Source organism: Novilysobacter viscosus, assembly GCF_046600715.1.
In the GTDB taxonomy this organism is placed as follows: domain Bacteria; phylum Pseudomonadota; class Gammaproteobacteria; order Xanthomonadales; family Xanthomonadaceae; genus Lysobacter_C; species Lysobacter_C viscosus.
In genome coordinates, this window is record NZ_JBJMAV010000009.1 from 11,893 (window position 1) to 29,405 (window position 17,513).

11 protein-coding genes and 1 pseudogene are annotated in these 17,513 nt (G+C 70.0%); 5 read left to right on the forward strand and 7 right to left on the reverse strand.

Going from position 1 to position 17,513, the window contains the following annotated elements:
- Nucleotides 1–453: 453 nt before the first annotated feature.
- Nucleotides 454–1,878, reverse strand: coding sequence for a solute:sodium symporter family transporter (locus tag ACJQWL_RS12135; RefSeq protein ID WP_330969664.1), 1,425 nt, complete (start codon nucleotides 1,876–1,878; stop codon nucleotides 454–456).
- A 149-nt stretch (nucleotides 1,879–2,027) separates the two neighbouring features.
- On the reverse strand, nucleotides 2,028–4,760 hold the full coding sequence (locus ACJQWL_RS12140; RefSeq protein ID WP_330969665.1) for a TonB-dependent receptor: 2,733 nt from the start codon (nucleotides 4,758–4,760) through the stop codon (nucleotides 2,028–2,030).
- A 432-nt stretch (nucleotides 4,761–5,192) separates the two neighbouring features.
- Here ACJQWL_RS12140 and ACJQWL_RS12145 point away from each other — a divergent pair, with 432 nt between their 5' ends.
- The 3 genes and pseudogenes from ACJQWL_RS12145 to ACJQWL_RS12155 form a co-directional block, all read left to right on the forward strand.
- Nucleotides 5,193–5,693, forward strand: a complete 501-nt coding sequence (locus ACJQWL_RS12145; RefSeq protein WP_330969995.1) for a MarR family winged helix-turn-helix transcriptional regulator — start codon at nucleotides 5,193–5,195, stop codon at nucleotides 5,691–5,693.
- A gap of 74 nt (nucleotides 5,694–5,767) precedes the next feature.
- Entirely contained in the window at nucleotides 5,768–6,355 is a 588-nt protein-coding gene (locus ACJQWL_RS12150) for an arsinothricin resistance N-acetyltransferase ArsN1 family A (RefSeq protein ID WP_330969994.1), read from the forward strand.
- 9 nt (nucleotides 6,356–6,364) lie between these two features.
- Nucleotides 6,365–7,339, forward strand: a pseudogene (locus ACJQWL_RS12155) (FAD-dependent oxidoreductase); the annotation flags it as partial.
- Nucleotides 7,340–7,843: 504 nt separating this feature from the next.
- Here ACJQWL_RS12155 and ACJQWL_RS12160 read toward each other — a convergent pair.
- The 4 genes from ACJQWL_RS12160 to ACJQWL_RS12175 form a co-directional block, all read right to left on the reverse strand.
- Nucleotides 7,844–8,896, reverse strand: a complete 1,053-nt coding sequence (locus ACJQWL_RS12160) for an NAD(P)-dependent alcohol dehydrogenase (protein WP_330968955.1) — start codon at nucleotides 8,894–8,896, stop codon at nucleotides 7,844–7,846.
- A 96-nt stretch (nucleotides 8,897–8,992) separates the two neighbouring features.
- Nucleotides 8,993–10,579: a diguanylate cyclase domain-containing protein gene (locus tag ACJQWL_RS12165; protein ID WP_330968954.1), complete on the reverse strand. Its 1,587-nt coding sequence runs from the start codon at nucleotides 10,577–10,579 to the stop codon at nucleotides 8,993–8,995.
- 24 nt (nucleotides 10,580–10,603) lie between these two features.
- Nucleotides 10,604–12,097, reverse strand: coding sequence for an ATPase domain-containing protein (locus ACJQWL_RS12170; protein ID WP_330968953.1), 1,494 nt, complete (start codon nucleotides 12,095–12,097; stop codon nucleotides 10,604–10,606).
- The gene (locus ACJQWL_RS12175; protein ID WP_330968952.1) at nucleotides 12,094–12,519 is read right to left on the reverse strand and encodes a hypothetical protein; all 426 of its coding nucleotides are present in this window, start codon (nucleotides 12,517–12,519) and stop codon (nucleotides 12,094–12,096) included. Before ACJQWL_RS12175 ends, ACJQWL_RS12170 begins: the two co-directional genes overlap by 4 nt.
- 242 nt (nucleotides 12,520–12,761) lie before the next feature.
- Between ACJQWL_RS12175 and ACJQWL_RS12180 the strand changes: the two genes are divergently transcribed.
- Nucleotides 12,762–13,952, forward strand: a complete 1,191-nt coding sequence (locus tag ACJQWL_RS12180) for an EAL domain-containing response regulator (RefSeq protein WP_330968951.1) — start codon at nucleotides 12,762–12,764, stop codon at nucleotides 13,950–13,952.
- Nucleotides 13,931–16,996 (forward strand): ATP-binding protein, encoded by a 3,066-nt coding sequence (locus ACJQWL_RS12185; RefSeq protein WP_411300927.1) that lies wholly within the window; start codon nucleotides 13,931–13,933, stop codon nucleotides 16,994–16,996. The genes ACJQWL_RS12180 and ACJQWL_RS12185 overlap by 22 nt, the downstream gene beginning before the upstream one ends.
- Before the next feature lie 148 nt (nucleotides 16,997–17,144).
- Here ACJQWL_RS12185 and ACJQWL_RS12190 read toward each other — a convergent pair whose 3' ends face one another.
- A complete protein-coding gene (locus ACJQWL_RS12190) occupies nucleotides 17,145–17,480 on the reverse strand; it encodes a rhodanese-like domain-containing protein (protein ID WP_330968949.1) in 336 nt (111 codons plus the stop codon).
- Nucleotides 17,481–17,513: the final 33 nt, after the last annotated feature.

The following is a 17,513-nucleotide window of genomic DNA, read 5'->3' on the forward strand; positions in this document are numbered from 1 at the left end:
GCCGCGACCGTGCAAACCGGATGACCGCGCACCGACACGTCGAGGTGGGAGCGACGTAAGTCGCGATCACGCTCGCCGGCGTGCCAGGACGGTCGCGACTCACGTCGCTCCTACAGGGTAGGTCGCGGAAAATTGCCTGCGAATGGAGCAACTGCTGTAGCGGCGATCCAAGGTGGAACCGGGACGCCGCGCCAGCGCCCGACCGTCGGTAGGAGCGGCGTCAGCCGCGACCGTGCAAACCGATCACCGGGCACCGACATCTCGAGGTAGGAGCGACGTAAGTCGCGACCGTGCAAACCGGATGACCGCGCACCGACACGTCGAGGCAGGAGCGACGTAAGTCGCGATCACGGACGCCGGCGTGCCAGGACGGTCGCGACTTACGTCGCTCCTACGGGCGGGAGGCGGGGACGGTCCCCCGGCGGCGAAGGCGTTCTGGCGGTTTGCGCTTGCCTATGCGTTGGCGGCCTGCGCAAGCCGCCCACTGTCGCGATCCAGCAACCGGCTCATTCCCCAGATCAGGGCGATCGTCGCCACCAGGGTGATGAACATCAGGTGGATGTAGTGCAGCGGCGACCACACGAAGGTGAAGACCGCATACAGGGCAGCGCCGAACAGCAAACCGGTGCGAGCCGCGCGCGGGTCGATGCGGGTGAAGGCCACCGCCACGATGAAGGCGGCCAGCACTGGCATCGAGTACAGGCCGTTGAGCTGCTGGAGGGTCGCGATGATGCTCTGCGAATGCTGGTACAGCGGCACCATCGCCAGCGAGACGCCGGCGAACACTACCGCCACCCGCTGGCCGATCCGGCGGGCGTCGGCACCGGGATTGATCCTCGCCAGGTGGATGTCGCAGGTGTACAGCGCCGCGGCCGAATTCAGGCACGAGTTGAAGCTCGACAGCACCGCGCCGGTGATCACCGCCGCGAACGCGCCCGACAGCCACGCCGGCAGCACGTCGCCGACCAGTTGCCCGTATGCCACGTCGCCGACATCGCCGTACAGCTTGAACGCGATCACGCCGGGGAAGATCACCACCAGCGGGGTGAGCAGCTTGAACGCGGCCGCCGCATGGATGCCCTTCTGCGCCTCGCGCACCGACCCCGCGGCCAGCGCGCGCTGCGCGATCACCATGTTGGTGCCCCAGTAGAAGACATGGATGAACAGCATGCCGGTCAGCAGCGTGGTCCACGGGATGTCCGACTCCGGCCCGCCCACCAGCGTCCAGCGCTCGGCCGGGATCCCCGACAGGTCCCAGTCCACCGCGGCCAGTGCGAACAGCGTGACCACCAGGCCCATCACCAGCAGGCCCAGGCCGTTGAAGGTGTCGGAGATGGCGATGGCGCGCAGTCCGCCGAAGGCCGCGTACGCCAGGCCGGCGGCGGCGAACAGTGCGGCGATCACGATCACCGGCCAGTCGATCCCGAACATCGACTTCATGAAGACGGACCCGGTGTAGAGCACCACCGGCAGCAGGATGAACATGTAGCCGAGCATGAAAAGTACCGACACCGCGCGGCGCAGCCCGGGGTCGCCCAGGCGGTGCTCCAGCAGTTCGGTGGTGGTGGTGCAACCGTAGCGGTAGTACATCGGCACCAGCACGTGGGCCAGCACCAGCAGGCCGGCGGCGGCGCCGAACTCCCACCACGCCACCAGCATCATCTGCGCGCCATTCATGCCCACGATCTGCTCGGCGCTGAGGTTGGTCAGCAGAAGGCTGCCGGCGATCACCGGCCAGGTCAGGCTGCCCCCGGCCAGGAAGTAGTCGCGCGAGGCGTCGCCGGTGCGCTGCGCACGCGCGCACCGCCACCACGTCAGCGCCGCCACCAGCGCGCTCAGGGCCAGGAACACCGTTACCTGCACTGCCGTCGAATTCATCCGCCCGCCTCCCCATGGCGTGCCCGCCTCGAGCGTTCCGCCACCGCGATGTGCAACGCGCCGCGACTGCGGCGCACGAAAAAAAGCCCCTGCCGACGACCCGGTCGGCAAGGGCAGGGGGTCACGCCTCGTGCATCTGCGCTTGCGGATCAGAAGGTGTAGCCGACGCCGAACAGCACCGAGCGGCCGTACTCCTCGTAGCGTTGCGCCAGCCCGCTGTCGAAGAAGTACTCGCGGTACGGCTCGTCGGTCAGGTTGTTGACCTGCAGCAGCAGCGAAAGCCCTTCCAGCGCGGTGCCGTCGGCGAAGCTGTAGCCGATCTGCGCATCCAGCACCTCCTCGCCCTTGATGTAACGCGGGGTTCGGTCCGCGCCGAAGCCCTGGATCTCACCCAGGAAATCGCTGCGCTTGCGCTGGCTGACGCGCGCCTGGAAGCCTGCGCGCTCGTAGTACAGGGTGATGTTGGTGACCTTGTCCGACAGGCCGGCGATCGGCTCGTCGGGACCGTCCGGGCCCAGCCGCTTGATCGAGCTGTCGGTGTCGGAGTGGTTGGCCTGGATGCCAAACCCTTCCAGCGCCGGGGTGAACAGGTTGAAAGGAATCGACACCGCGAACTCCCAACCACTCAGGTTGCCGCCCCGGCCGTTGGCCGGCGAGGTGGAGAACCCGATCGGCGAGGGGGTGGGGCCGGTGTAGCCATCGGGCACCGGGTAGCCGGAGGCGTCGACCTGGATCTGCTGGTCGTAGATGTAGGTGCGCAGGTCCTTGTAGAAGTACGCGGCGCTGACGTAGCCGCTCTCGCCGAAGTACTTCTCATACGAGGCGTCGAACGCGTTGGCTTCCCACGGCTCCAGCGCCGGGTTGCCGCCACTGCCCTCCCAGCGCGCCTGGTCGCCACCCTGGTTGAACACGATGGAGGAGTTGTTGCTGGCACGCAGCTGGTCGATGCGGGGGCGCGCCATCTGCCGGGCCGCGGCCACGCGCAGGGTCTGGTCGCGGGGCAGCAGGAACGAAAGGTTCAGGCTGGGCAGTACGTCGGTGTAGTCGGTGCCGCCGCTGATCGGCGTTGCATTGGCGGCGTCGCCGGCCACCAGGAAGAAGCCGTCGGAGGACTGGTCGGTGTTGACCACCTGCACGCCCACGTTGCCGCGCAGCCCCACCGAACCCAGGTAGGTGTCGATGTTGCCCTGCACGTAGAACGTCGACTGCTCCTCGTTCACCGTCCACTGTTTGTTGAGGATGTCGGCGTTGATGTTGTCGGCCAGCACGTAGTACTCGCGCAGCACGCCGTTGATGTCGTAGCCGAAACTGCCCGGCACCCCGGTGAACGACAGGTCGACCGGGTTGAGGATGAAGCGCGGGTCGACCACCACCTCGTCGGCCCCCGGCTCGCCGCGCGCCGGACCGCCCGCCAATTCCAGGAACGCCTCCGGCACGCTGCGTTGCTTCTCGCGCTCGGAGTGGTTGGCACCGAACTCGATGCCGCTGAACATGCCTGCGTCGAAGCTGCGTTCGAAGTCGAGGCGGAACGAGGTCATCTCGTCCTCCACCTGCGGCGTCTTGATGTAGCCGTCCTGGCCCCAGCCACCCGGGTCGGTCAGCACGATCAGCGCCGGATCGGTGTAGTCCAGGCCGAACGTCAGCGTCGGCTTGCCGGTGGACTGGTCAAGGCGGAAGTCCACGTTGTCGGTGACGCCGGCGCGGGTGCCCGAGTAGGTCTCCAGGATCGATTCGCGGCGCTCGGCGCTGGAGTAGCTGGCATCGCCGCTCACCGTCCAGTAGTCGCCCAGCTGCCAGGTGTGGTTCCAGCCGATCGCGAACAGCTCGTCGTCGCCCTCGTTGAGGTCGTTGCGAAGCACCGGTCGCACGTTCTGGAACGTGCCTCCGACCACCACGCCGTTCTCGACCTGCGGGTTGACCAGGGTAGCGCCGCTCCAGCCCAGGCCCACTTCCAGGAAGCGGGTGGTCTCGGCCTTCTCGAACTCGGAGTGGAACAGGTCCAGTGTGGTCTCGTAGGCGTCGTTCGGGCGCCACTGCAGTACGCCCATAACGCCCTGGCGGGTGTTGTCGGTCGAAGACGCCAGCGACTTGCTGCCGCCCAGCACGGCGTTACCGGGGCTGCCGCCGTTGTTGGTGGGGTAGCCCCAGGCCTCCCAGCGGTTGGCCTGGCCGGGCGCGTCGTAGCGCGACAGCCCCAGCGCGATGCCCAGGGTGCCGTCCATGAACTGATCGATGTACGAGGCGCTCAGTCGAGTGCCGGTGTCATCGGTGCCCGGGTTGAGCTCGCCGAGCGAGTTCTTCTCGTAGCGTGCATTGAGCGAGACCACGCGATCGGGGAACGCCAGCGGACGCACCGTCCGCAGGTCGATGGTTCCCGACAGGCCCTGGCCGACCAGCGATGCATCCGGCGTCTTGTAGACCACCACGCCATTGATCAGCTCGGCCGGATACTGGTCGAACTCCACGGTGCGGTTGTCGCCGACGCTGACCTGCTCGCGGCCGTTGAGCAGCGTGGTGCCGTAGTCGCCGGACAGGCCGCGGATCGAGATGGTGGAGGAGCGGCCCGCCACGCGCTGCGCGGCCAGGCCGGGCAGGCGGTTGATCGAGTCGGCGATGGACACGTCCGGCAGCTTGCCGATGTCCTCGGCGGAGATCGCCTCGACGATGCTGGTGGACTCGCGCTTGGCCTCGATCGCACGCTCGATGCCGGCGCGCACGCCGGTCACGGTGATGCGGTCCAGGTCGGTGGCGTCGGTGTCGGACTGCGCGGTCGCGTCGGCGTCGGCCTGGGCCGCGGGGGCCTCCTGGGCGTGGACCTGGGCGGCCAGCATCGCAGTCGCGGACAGCAGCGCCACGCTCAACAGGTTGCGTCGGAATTTCACGTAACTCCCCTCCGGAAAATCGTGCGGGTTTCTTGATGGCCGGCGGCCAGGTATGTCGCGCTGCATGCGCGGCTCGGCACCGGCTTCCCCCGGGGCGGACCCATCCTATGCCCGGGCTGCACTGCACAAATCCCGCTGCAAACGTATTCATGGCGGCGATGCAGGCAGGCGACGCATGGCAGTGGCACGCCGCGGCAGACGCCCGCCCCGCGTGCGCCCTCCTGCACGTCCCCGCGCCCCGCGCGCCGGGCCACGCCGCCGCCCGGCGCGTGCGCGATCGGCACCCGCCGCGGCATGGCCGCAACGCCGACGCCGTTGTAGGAGCGACGTGAGTCGCGACCCGCGCAATCGGCCCAAGCCCCGCGGGTCGTGGCGCTTGACAGCGGTCGGCAAGGGAATATAGTTGGCACACGCAACCAATGTGATGCCTCCATGTCGCCCCCCGCCCGCACCGCCGCTACCGATCTCCGCCAGGACGCCCGGCACCTGCACGCCGCGGTCAGCCAGCTGGTACGGCTGTACCAGTTCCGTGACCGCGACACCATCTGCTGCCACGACATTTCGATTACCCAGTGCCATGCGCTGGAAGCGCTGGTCGAGCGCGGCGTACTGCGCAGCCAGGCGCTGGCGGACGCGCTGATGCTGGACAAGAGCACCACCACCCGGGTGGTCGACGCGCTGGTGCGCAAGGGCTACGTGGTGCGCCGCGCCGACCCGGACGATGCCCGCGCACATGCGTTGACGGTGACCGCGCCCGGCCGCCGGCTGTACCGGCGGATCAACGAAGAGATGGTCGACCAGCAGGTCGAAATCCTGCGCGACCTCGAGCCGGGTGTCCGCCAGGCCGCCACCGAGGTGATCCGCCGCCTGACCCGTGCCGCGCAGTCGCTCGTTCCGGACGCCGGCGCCGGTTGCACGTCCGCCTGCGACTGAACTTCTCCATTGCACCGGCCGCGAGGCGGTCCACCTTTGCGCACATAGTTGCAACTGACAACTGGATAGCCACCATGATCGTACTGCGCCACGCCACGCTGGATGACGCGCCCGCCGTCGCCGCGATCCACAACCAGGGCATCGCCGCGCGCGGCGCCACCTTCGACACCGAGCCACGCACGCCCGCCGATGCCGCTGCCCGCATCCGCGACGGCCGCTCGCATCCGCAGCTGGTCGCGGTGGACGGCGGCACCGTCGTCGGTTGGGCCGGTCTGTCGCCGTACCGCAGCCGCGCCTGCTACGCCGGCATCGCCGAGGTCTCGGTGTATGTCGATACCGCCGCGCGCGGCCGCGGGATCGGTTCACAACTGCTGCGCGGGGTGGTCGAAGCCGCCGCCGACGCCGGCTTCTGGAAGCTGGTCTCGCGCGTGTTCCCGTTCAACAACGCCAGCCGGGCCGCCTGCCGCGCCGCCGGATTCCGCGAAGTGGGCACCTACGAGAAGCACGCCCGCCTCGATGGACGCTGGCTGGACGTGGTGATCGTCGAGCGGCTGATCCACCGCAACCTCATCGCCGACCAGGACCCCAACAGCGGCACGCCAGTGACCGGCGGCGACCCCGCCACGCACCCCAACCCGGCCGCCGAAGCGGCCATCGCCTGAGGACACCCCATGGACACCGCACTTCCCGTCGTCGTCATCGGTGCCGGCCCGGTCGGGCTCGCCGCCGCCGCACACCTGCTTGAACGCGGCCTGCAGCCGCTGGTGCTGGAGGCCGGCGACGGCGTCGGCGCCAGCATGCAGCGCTGGGCGCACGTGCGCATGTTCTCGCCATGGGCGTTCAACATCGACCGCGCCGCGCGCGCGCTGCTCGATGCACAGGGCTGGTCCGCGCCGGACCCGGCAGGTTTCCCCACCGGCGGCGAACTGGTCGAGCACTACCTGCAGCCACTCGCCGCGCTGCCCTCGCTCGCGCCGCACCTGCGGCTGGGCGCGCGCGTGCATCGGGTCACCCGCGACCGCTACGACCGGATGAAGGACGCCCATCGCCGGGACGTGCCGTTCCGGATCCACTACACCGATGCCGATGGCGAGAATGCGTTGCTGGCGCAGGCGGTGATCGATGCATCCGGCACCTTCGACACGCCCAACCCGATGGGCGCCAGCGGGGTGCCGGCGCTGGGCGAGCGCGCGCTGCGCGAACGCATTGCCTACGGCCTGCCCGACGTACTGGGCGCCGACCGCGCGCGCTACGCCGGCCAGCGCGTGCTGGTGGTGGGCAGTGGCCACTCGGCATTCAACGTGCTGCAGGACCTGGAGCGACTGGCCACCGAGGTGCCGGGCACCCGCATCCAGTGGGCGCTGCGACGCGCCACCCTGCAGCGCGTGCTGGGCGGCGGCGATGCCGACCAGCTGCGCGAGCGCGGCGCGCTGGGCCAGCGCATCGGTGCGCTGGTGGACGCCGGCACCGTGCAGGTCGCCGCCGGCTTCCATGTCGAGCGCCTGCAGGACACCGGTGACGGCATCGTGGTGATGGACGGCGATCGTGCACTCGCCCCGGTGGACGAGATCGTGGTCGCCACCGGCTTCCGCCCCGACACCGCGCTGCTGTCGGAACTGCGCATCCAACTGGACCACGGCACCCAGGCGCCCGCCGCACTGGCGCCGCTGATCGACCCCAACCTGCACAGCTGCGGCAGCGTGCGTCCGCACGGCGCCGTGGAGCTCGCGCACCCGGACCCGGGCGTCTACATCGTGGGGATGAAGAGTTACGGTCGCGCGCCCACCTTCCTGCTGGCAACCGGCTACGAACAGGTGCGATCGGTCAGCGCCGCGCTCGCCGGGGACTGGGACGCCGCGCGCCGGGTCGAGCTGGTGCTGCCGGAAACCGGGGTCTGCATCACCGACGTCTCCGACGAGGACACCACGCCGCCGGGGATCGGGTGTTGCGGTGGCCCGGCGCCGGCGGGCACGGACGCCTGCTGCCTGCACGACGCGCAGGCTAAGCAGGCGGGGCAGTCCCGTTGTGCTGCGCGGCGCGCCCGGCCGCCGTTGCGCCCGCGTCGGCCTGCTGCGGCTGACGGCGGGCGGGCCGCCCCGCATCGGCCGGCGCCGCCGACCGGCCGATCCACCGATCGAGGGTGGCCGGGGCTACTGGCCCATCGATGCGATGTCGATCACGAACCGGTACTTCACGTCGCTGCGCAGCATCCGCTCGTAGGCCGCGTCGATGTCCTGCGCGCGGATCATCTCGATCTCCGACACGATCCCGTGCTCGGCGCAGAAGTCGAGCATCTCCTGGGTTTCGCGGATGCCACCGATCAGCGAACCGGCAATCGCCCGGCGGCGGAAGATCAGCGGGCCGACGTTGGGCGAGGGGTGCGGGTTCTCCGGGACGCCCACCAGGCACAGTGTGCCGTCGCGCTTGAGCAGGGCGGTGTAGGCGTCCAGGTCATGGCTGGCCGCCACCGTGTCCAGGATGAAGTCGAAGCTTCCGGTGTGCGCCTTCATCTCGTCGCGGTTGCGCGACACCACCACCTCGTCCGCGCCCAGTGCCAGGGCATCGTTCTTCTTGCCCTCGGAGGTGGTGAACGCGACTACCTGCGCGCCCATCGCGTGCGCCAGCTTGATGCCCATGTGGCCCAGCCCGCCGATGCCGACGATGCCGACCTTGTGCCCCGGCCCCACCTTCCAGTGGCGCAGCGGCGAGTAGGTGGTGATGCCCGCGCACAGCAGCGGCGCCACCGCGGCCAGCTGGTCGGCCGGGTGGTGCACCTTCAGCACGAAGCCCTGGTCCACCACGATCCGTTGCGAGTAGCCGCCCAGGGTGTGTCCCGGTTCGTCCTTCGTCGGGCCGTTGTAGGTGCCGACGAAACCGTTGTCGCAGTACTGCTCCAGGCCGTCCCCGCACGCGGCGCAGCGCTGGCAACTGTCGACCAGGCAGCCCACGCCGACGGTATCGCCCACCTTGAAGCCGGTGACGTCGCTGCCCACCGCGCCCACGTGCCCGACGATCTCGTGGCCCGGCACGCACGGGTACGCCGTGCCCGGCCACTCCGAGCGCACCGTGTGCAGGTCAGAGTGGCAGACCCCGCAGTAGGCGATCTCGACCTGCACGTCGCGTGGCCCCGGCGCCCGGCGCTCGATGGCAAGGGGCTGGAGCGGCTGGTCGGCGGACTGGGCGCCGTAGGCTTGGGTGGTCATGGCGCTCTCTCTGCGGCGAGGGGTCAGCCACTATCGGCGCTGGGGCCGGCAAGTTCCAGCGCCCCGCGGCGCCTCACCCGGAAAAGACGCCGGGCCCTACGGCCGTGTCGGCAACGTCACCACGAATTCGCTGCCCAAGCCCTTGCCTTCGCTGCTCGCGGTGACACTGCCACCGTGGCTGTCGATGAGGTCGCGCACCACGGCCAGGCCGATGCCCAGGCCGCGGCTGTCGAGTGCGACGGCCTGGTCGTCCTGCGCGAACAGGTCGAAGATCCGGGTGATCGCCAGCGGCGAGATCCCCACGCCGTTGTCGCGCACGCTGACCGCGAACCCGCCCTCGGCGCTGCTGGCCACCACGGCGATCCGCCCCCCCGACTGGGTGTACTTGGAGGCGTTGTCCAGCAGGTTGCAGAACACCTGTACCAGCCGCACCGGGTCGCCGTGCAGCGGCATCCGGCTGGGGCCCATCTCCAGGGTGACGCTCTGGTCCCGGGCCTGGATACCGGGCCTGCAGGTCAGCACGGCCAGCTCCAGGATGTCGGCCAGGTCGACGTCCGAGCATTCCATCCGCAACTTGCCCGAGCTGACCCGCGAGCCCTCCAGCAGGTCCTCGATCAGGCGCGACATCTGCACCACCTGGCGTTCGATGATCGCGCGCAGCCGCGGCAGCGATGGCCCGGTGTTCGCGCCGCCCGCGCCCAGCAGGCTGGCGGCGCTGCGGATGGGGGCCAGCGGGTTGCGCAACTCGTGCGCGACCATCGCCATGTACTGGATCTGCCGACGGTGGTCTTCGCGCGCGTCGGCCTCGTGGGTCTGCGCCTGGAGCGCGGCGACCACCAGCTGCTCGTTGGCCTCGCGCAGGTCGCGCTGGCTGGAGCGCAGTGCGCTTTCGCGTTGCCGCGGGGAGGCTTCCGTCACCGGGGGCGCGGCCGGGAAAGCGTCGCCCCCCTGGCCGTGCACTTCGTACAGACCCGGTCCCTTGCGCTTGGCCACGTACATGGCCGCATCCGCATGCTGGATCAGCGCGGCCGCATCCTCGCCGTGCTGCGGGTACAGCGAGACCCCGGCGCTGGCCGACAGCGCGTGGCTGCCGGGCAGGGTGGCCGCCAGGGCCGCCATGATCTTTTCGACCACCACGACCGCGTCGCCGGCATCGGTCGTTTCCAACAGCAGCACCACGAACTCGTCACCGCCATAGCGGCACACCGTGTCGCAGTCGCGCACCAACGATCGCAGCTGCCGGGCGACCGCCTGCAGTGTCTCGTCGCCCGCCTGGTGGCCGCGCGTGTCGTTGACGTACTTGAGGCCGTCGACATCGAAGAACAGCACCGCCAGCGAGGTTTTGTGCCGGTGGGCCAGCGCGATGGCGCTGCGCAGGCGGTCCAGCAGCACCGCCCGGTTGGGCAGTCCGGTGAGGGGGTCGGTCTGGCTGGAGTGTGATAGCACCACCAGGTCTTCCAGCGCGGCGGCCGCTTCGGTCTGCGCCAGCAGGGCCGCCTGCACCAGCTGCGTATTGGCTTCCAGCAGCCGTGCGGCGTGGTCGCCCTCGGTGTCGCGATGGGCCTGGACCAGCTCGTGCTGCAACTTCAGCAGTTGCGCACGCATGACGTCGGCGACCTGGCGGAGTCGTGCCAGCTCGCGCGTAGTGCCCCGGTCCGGGGCGTGGGCGGCGTCGTCCTTCAACGGTGTGTCCGGCGGCACGGGGTCTCAGCCATCGTCGGCCGCATCGTCAGGGCGGTCGTCCCGGCAACGCAGGGTGGGCCGTCCGCCCAGCAGGCCTTCATAGCCTTCCAGCATGCCGTCGATCTGCAGGCCGTCGGCGTCGATGTGGTACAGCCGCAGCTCGTTGGAGTGCGCGCTGCCGCGCATCTTCACCACCGCCAGCACGCGCTCCAGCCGGCTTTCCACCTCGATGTAACGCTGCACGATGATCGCGTCGGTGAGGAACGCGGTGCCGTAGGGGCTGAAGCGCAGGTCGTCGTAGCGGTCTTCCAGCTCGGAGGTCATCAGCACGGTGACGCCGGTGCTGGCCAGGGCCGCGACCAGACGCGACAGCGATTCGCGGAAGTCCTCGCGGAATGTCGGCGCCAGCTTCAGCTCGAAGCCCGACAGCGAATCCAGCACCACCCGGGTGGCGCCCGTGCGCGCGACCTCGTCCATCAGCAGCATGGCGATTTCGTCCACCGACAGGTCCAGCGCGTGCGTGTCGACCACGATGATCCGTCCCCGGTCGATCAGATCCACCAGCGCCGCGCCCCGCGTGCGGTTGGGGCGCTGCTCGAACGCGGCGATGATGCCGGTCTCGCCGGCACGCGCGCCTTCCTCCAGGAACGCCGCGGCCAGGATGCTCTTGCCCGACCCCGATGGGCCGGCCACCAGCAGCGAATACCCGCGCGGCAGCCCGCCGCACATCATCGCGTCCAGCCCCGGTACGCCCATCTTCAGGCGCGTGAGCGCCTTTCCGCTGATCGGCGAGGCATCGTCCATGGTGCCGCCGGGGCGCGGCGGCGCGAACACGGTCACGCCCGACTGGTTGATGCGGAAGGTGTGCAGCCCGGGCAGCGTGGGCTGGCCGCGCATCTTCATGATCTCGATCTTGCGCACCATCGAGTTGCGCTCGACGCTCTGGCGCAGCCAGATGAGCCCGTCGGCGACGGTGAAAACCGGGTTGGGGTCGGTGTCGTTGAAGTACTCGCCGATCAGGAACGTGGTCGCCTGCCAGCTGGTCATCAGCATGCCCAGCTGCTGCACGAACTGCTGCAGCGAGATGAACCCGCGGCTGTCCTCCCGGCTGGCCAGCACCACCGACCGGAACGAGTCCACGAACACCAGCGACGGCCCATGCGCCTCGACCTCGGTGACGATGCGCGCCAGCACCCGGTCCAGGTCGCCGGTGACCGCGTCGTCGGCGAGGTTGACGAAGCGGATCGAGCGGTTGACCTTCTCGCTGTCGAAGAAATCGAACTGCTGCTGGTAGCGCAGCATCTTCAGGGGCGGCTCGCCGAGCACGGTGAAGTACAGCGCCGGGCGCTCGGGGGTGGCCAGCGCGAACATGATCTGGTGCGACAGCGTGGTCTTGCCGCAGCCCGGGGGGCCGGCCAACACGTTGAACGAGAACTCGGGCAGCCCGCCGCCGAGCACCTCGTCCAGCCCGGGCACGCCGGTTTGCAGGCGGTTGATCGTTGCTTTGGCGCTGCTCATCGGGAAGGGTCCTGCGCGGCCTGGCCGCTGGATGGGGGGGGGCAGACCGACCGCAGCAGCCGCTCGCAGAGCGACGCGCCGATCAGGCTGGCAAGAAGGTCGTGGAAAACCTGCAGCAGGGCGCCGTTGCCCCGGGTGCACTCGTCGGCGGACTGCGCCGCCAGCGCGGCCCGCAGCGATTCGAACGCCGCCACCGCAGGCATGTCGTTCTGGAAGCTGGCCAGCCAGGGATGGTCGCCTCGCACCAGGTACTGGCTGCGACGCAACAGCGCGGCTACGCCGGCCTGGCCGATGATCGGGGCCAGGGCAGCGTCGATCTCGCGCCAGATCGAAATGGCCACCTCGGCGACCTGTCCCGCACTGGCACCGTCGTCCAGGCAGTGCAGGAACTTCGTCTGGAACTCCCGCGTGCCGCTCTGCATCGGAATTCCGGTTACCCCGCAACGGGGCGGAGTTGGAGCGTATACCCATTGCCGTGACCAAAGGGTTCAGGGTTTCCGAGCGAATCGGCGCAGCCCCCCCACCGGCTGACGCCCGCGGTGCCGGAGTCGGCCGGTAGCGCGCGCTCGGGGCGTTGCACTGGACCTCCCGCAGCGCCGTTTGCGCGCACCTGAACTGGAGTATGGTTGCCGTCCGGAGCGCGACTTTCATTGGGGAAATGAAGGTGAGCCTGTCTGCTTTGCACGTCCTCGTCCTAGAAGACCATGGCTTCCAGCGGCGGCTGGCGATCCGGTTGCTGAACGGCCTGGGGGTCGTGCACGTCCACGAGGCCGCCGACGGCGCCGCCGCGCTGGACCTGCTGGAGCGCCTGGAGGTCGTGCCCGACATCATCCTGGTCGACCTGGACATGCCGGGGATGGACGGGATCGAATTCATCAGCCACGTCGCCCAGCGCAAGCTGTCGCGCGGCGTGGCCGTGGTCAGCGCGCTGGACCCGGCGCTGATCAACACCGTGCAGACGGTGGCCCGCGGCTATGGCCTGCACATCCTGGGCAGCATCCAGAAGCCGCTTACCGCCGCCCGGCTGGAGGACATGCTGGCCTCCTACGAGGAGTGCCTGCAGGGTGAGCCGGAGTGTCCGCCCGTGGCGGTGGACGCCGACGACCTGCACGCCGCGCTGGCCGGGGGTGGCATCCAGGCGTGGTTCCAGCCGCAGGTCGAGTTCGCCAACGGCCGCGTGGTCTCGGTCGAGGTGCTCGCGCGCTGGCCGCGCGGGGACGGCGCCATGGTCGGGCCGGCCCGGTTCGTCCCCATGCTGGAGCGCGACGGCCTGGCCAACGCGCTGACCGACGGCATGCTGGAACAGGCCTGCCGCTGGAAGAAGCAATGGGAAGCCCATGGCCTGCGCCTCCGGGTCTCGGTCAACATGTCCTCCTTGTCGTTCGCCGACCCCGGCATCGTCGACCACCTGCAGGCGCTGGTTCGCCAGCACGGGGTCGAGCCTGCCGAGGTCATGCTCGAGATCACCGAGAGCTCGCTGATGGCCCACAGCAGCCTGGGCGTGCTGGCGCGGCTGCGGCTGAAGGGGTTCGGTTTGTCGATCGACGACTTCGGCACCGGTTACTCCTCGCTGACCCAACTGTCGGAGATCCCGTTCACCGAACTCAAGATCGACCGCGGTTTCGTGCTGCGCGCGCATGAGCAGCCGCGCAAGCGGGCGGTAATCGAAGCCAGCATCGAACTGGCCCGCAAGATGGGACTGTCGGTGGTGGCCGAGGGCGTGGAAACCGTCGAGGAGTGGCAGATGCTGTCCGAGCTGGGCTGCGACACCGCGCAGGGGTTCCTGATCTCGCACGCGGTGCCCGGGGCGGACCTCACCGACGTGGTCACCCGATGGCGCCAGCCGGGCTGCTGAGGGCGGCATCGATCGCGGCGCTGGCGTGGGGCGTCGCGCTGCTGTGGGCCCTGTGGCTGCCCGCGCATGCCGCGGTCGGGCTGACCCCGGCCGAGCGCGACTGGCTGCGCACCGCGCCGGAGGTCGTGGTCGCGGTGCAGTCGGACTACCCGCCGTTTTCGTTCACCGACAAGGATGCCGACGGCGCGGCCGCCGGTTACAGCAACGAGCTGTTTGCGCTGGCTGCCAAGAAGACCGGGCTGCGCTACCGCTTCGACCGCGGCCGCTCGTGGCTGGACATCCAGCAGCGCGCGCAGCGCGGGCAGGTGGACGTGCTGACCAACCTGTGGCGCACCCCGGAGCGCGAGCGCTACCTGCAGTTCGTCGAGCCGCCGTACCTGGAGCACGGGCTGGCCTGGGCGGTGCGCGCAACCGACCCCTCCCCGCCCAACGGGGCGCGCACCCGCGGCAAGGTCATCGCGATCGCGCGCGGGTTCGCGGTCAACGCGCCGCTGCGCGCGCGCTACCCCGATGCGCTGTACGTGGAGGTGGACTCGGCCGAGGCGGGCATGCGGCTGGTCTCGCTGGGCAACGCCGATGCCTACGTCGACAACATCGGCCTGATCAACTACCTCGCAGCGCGCAGGGGCTTCGCCAACGTGACGGTGCACGAAACGCTGGAGCTTCCGGCGACCGGCTACCTGATGGCCGTCACCGGCGACCAGCCGATGTTGCACGCGGTGCTGGGCAAGGGCTTGGCGGCGGTGACCGAACCCGAGCGCCGCCAGCTGGAACAGCGCTGGCTGCAGCGTTCGCCGCCGCTGTGGCAGGCGCTGCGGCCTTACCTGCCGCGCAGCCTGCTGGCGCTGCTGGTGGTGGCCCTGGTCCTGGGGTGGCTGTGGCGGTCCAACCGCCGGCTGCAATCGGAAGTCGCGCTGCGGCGCGGGTTCGAGGTCGCGGCCCGGCAGCGAACGGTCGAGCTGGAACAGCGCCAGGCGTTCCAGCAGTCACTGCTGGACGTGGCGCAGGCCGCGGTGATGGTGCTGGACGGCGAAGGCCGCTGGATCATCTTCAACCGCTTCGCCGAGCAGTTGCTGGGCTGGCGCGCCGATGAAGTGCTGGGCCGCGTGGTGCGCGCGCCGGGGCGTGCAAGCGAGCCCGACAGCGCGCCGCTGCTCATCGATCCGGAGCAGACGCGCCGCACGCTGGCGCAGATCGAAGGCATGGTCGGCCATCGGGTGGAGGCCGACTGGCGCACGCTGTACCTGCTGGCCACCCTCAACCGCCCCCCGCAGCAGGTCGACATGCTGCACAAGGACGGCAGCCGCGTGCCGGTGGTGATGTCGCTGGCCCACGCCGAGGACGCCGACGGCAACCCGGCCGGGCTGATCGCCATCGCCAACGACATGAGCTACCAGAAGCGGCTCGAGCAGGACCTGCGCGACAGCCAGTTGCGTGCCGAGGACGCCAACCGGGCCAAGAGCTCGTTCCTGGCTGCGATGAGCCACGAAATACGAACGCCGATGATCGGCATCACCGGCATGGTCGAAATCCTCGGCCACACCCGGCTCGACGCCGAACAGCGCCACGCGCTGGAGATCATGCAGTCCTCCACCCAGGCGCTGCTGGGCGTGCTCGGCGACATCCTCGACTTCTCCAGGATCGAGGCCGACCGCATCGACCTGCACCCGGCGGCCACCGACCTGGCCGGGCTGGTCGATACCACCGTGTCGAGTTTCGCCGGCGCGGCATCGAGCAAGGGGCTGACCCTGTCGTGCGAGCTGGACCCGGGCATGGCGCCGGCGTACCGGGTGGATCCGCTGCGCTTCCGGCAGATCCTCAGCAACTTCCTCACCAACGCGATCAAGTTCACCGCCCACGGCGGCGTTCTCGTGACCCTAGGGCGGGTCGATGGCGACAGCCCCGACAGTGATGGCATCGACCTGCGCGTGGTCGACACCGGCGTGGGCATCGCGCCGGCGCAGCGCGAGCGCCTGTTCCAGCCGTTCGTGCAGGGCGACGGCCACACCACGCGCCGCCACGGGGGAAGCGGTCTGGGGCTGGCGATCTGCCGGCGGCTGGCCGAGCTGATGGGAGGCAGCGTCGCGCTGCTGTCATCGGACGCCAACGGCTCGACCTTCCAGCTGCGGCTGGACCTGCCGCGCGCAGCCTTGGCCGAGGACGGCGCGGACCCCGCGCAGGCGGGCGGCGCCGCGGCGTTCGCCGCCCGTCCCATGCCCAGCGTGGCCGATGCCGAAGCCGGCCGGTCGCTGGTGCTGCTGGTCGACGACCACCCCACCAACCGGCTGGTGATCGCGCGGCAACTGGCGCTGGCCGGCTACGCCAGCGAAAGCGCGACCGATGGCGGGCAGGGCCTGGCCAGGTGGGCCAGCGGCCGCTACGCGTTGCTGCTCACCGACATCCACATGCCCGGCATGGACGGCTACGAAATGACCCGGCGGATCCGCCAGGCCGAGGCAGAACGCGGGCTGCCCCGCACCCCGGTGGTCGCGCTGACCGCTTCGGCACTCAAGGGCGAATCCGAACGCTGCCTGGCCGCCGGCATCGACGACTACCTGGCCAAGCCGGCAGGGGTCGCGGCGCTGGCGTCCACGCTGGCCCGCTGGCTGCCGCACACCGCCCCGCTGGTGGCTGCGGTCGATCCGCCCACCGTCGTCGCCCCCGCAGGCGCCACCGCAACCGACGGCGCACCGGCACCGGCGGCGCTCGAGCCGGGCGTGTTGCAATCGCTGCTGGGCAACGATCCCGAGGCCATGCGCGCGGTGCTGGAGGACTTCATGCAAAGCCTCGCCGACGACCTGCTCGAACTCGACAAGGCCGTCGCCGCCCAGGACCTGCACGGCATCGCCCGCCAGGCGCACCGGATCAAGGGTGCCGCACTCTCGGTCGGGGCGGGGGAGCTGTCGCGGTCGGCGGCGGCGCTGGAAGCCGCAGCGCGTGCGGCGCGCGAGTGGGCCGGTTTCGACAGGTCGTTGCTGGGGTTGGGGCCGGTGGTGGCGAAGCTCCGGAATGCGGTCGGGGAACTGGAGACGGGTGAGCGCTGAAGCCAGTGATTTCGATTACGCCCCGATCGCGGGTGCCCGCTGGCACCGGGAACCGGCGTCAGGTGCTACGGCAGCCAACCCGGAACTCCACCCTGATTCCCTGCAAGAAGTGGACTCCCGGAGCAGCGCATCGCCTGCCCGGTTCCCCTCACGGCTCCACCGGCAGGTTCGCCGCCCTCCAGCCCTGGATTCCCGCAGCCATGATCCTGACGTTCGAATAGCCCATGGCCTTCGCCCGTCGCGCCGCCGTCGGGGCCTTGCGGCACATCGGATTGGAGCAGTAGAAGACCAGCAGCGCGTCGGTATCGGCGGGCAGCTCATCGCGGGTGAATCCGCTCGGATCAAGGTTCCGCGCGCCCGGGACACGCGCGAGCGACCAGCGCGATCCATCGTTGACGTCGAACACGCACGCGCGTTGTTCCGGCGGCAGGGCCTGGACCTCATGGCAGGACATGGACTTGACGCCCATCAGCAGTGCAAGCATCGGATCGTTCTCCAGTGGGATTGGACCGGACGC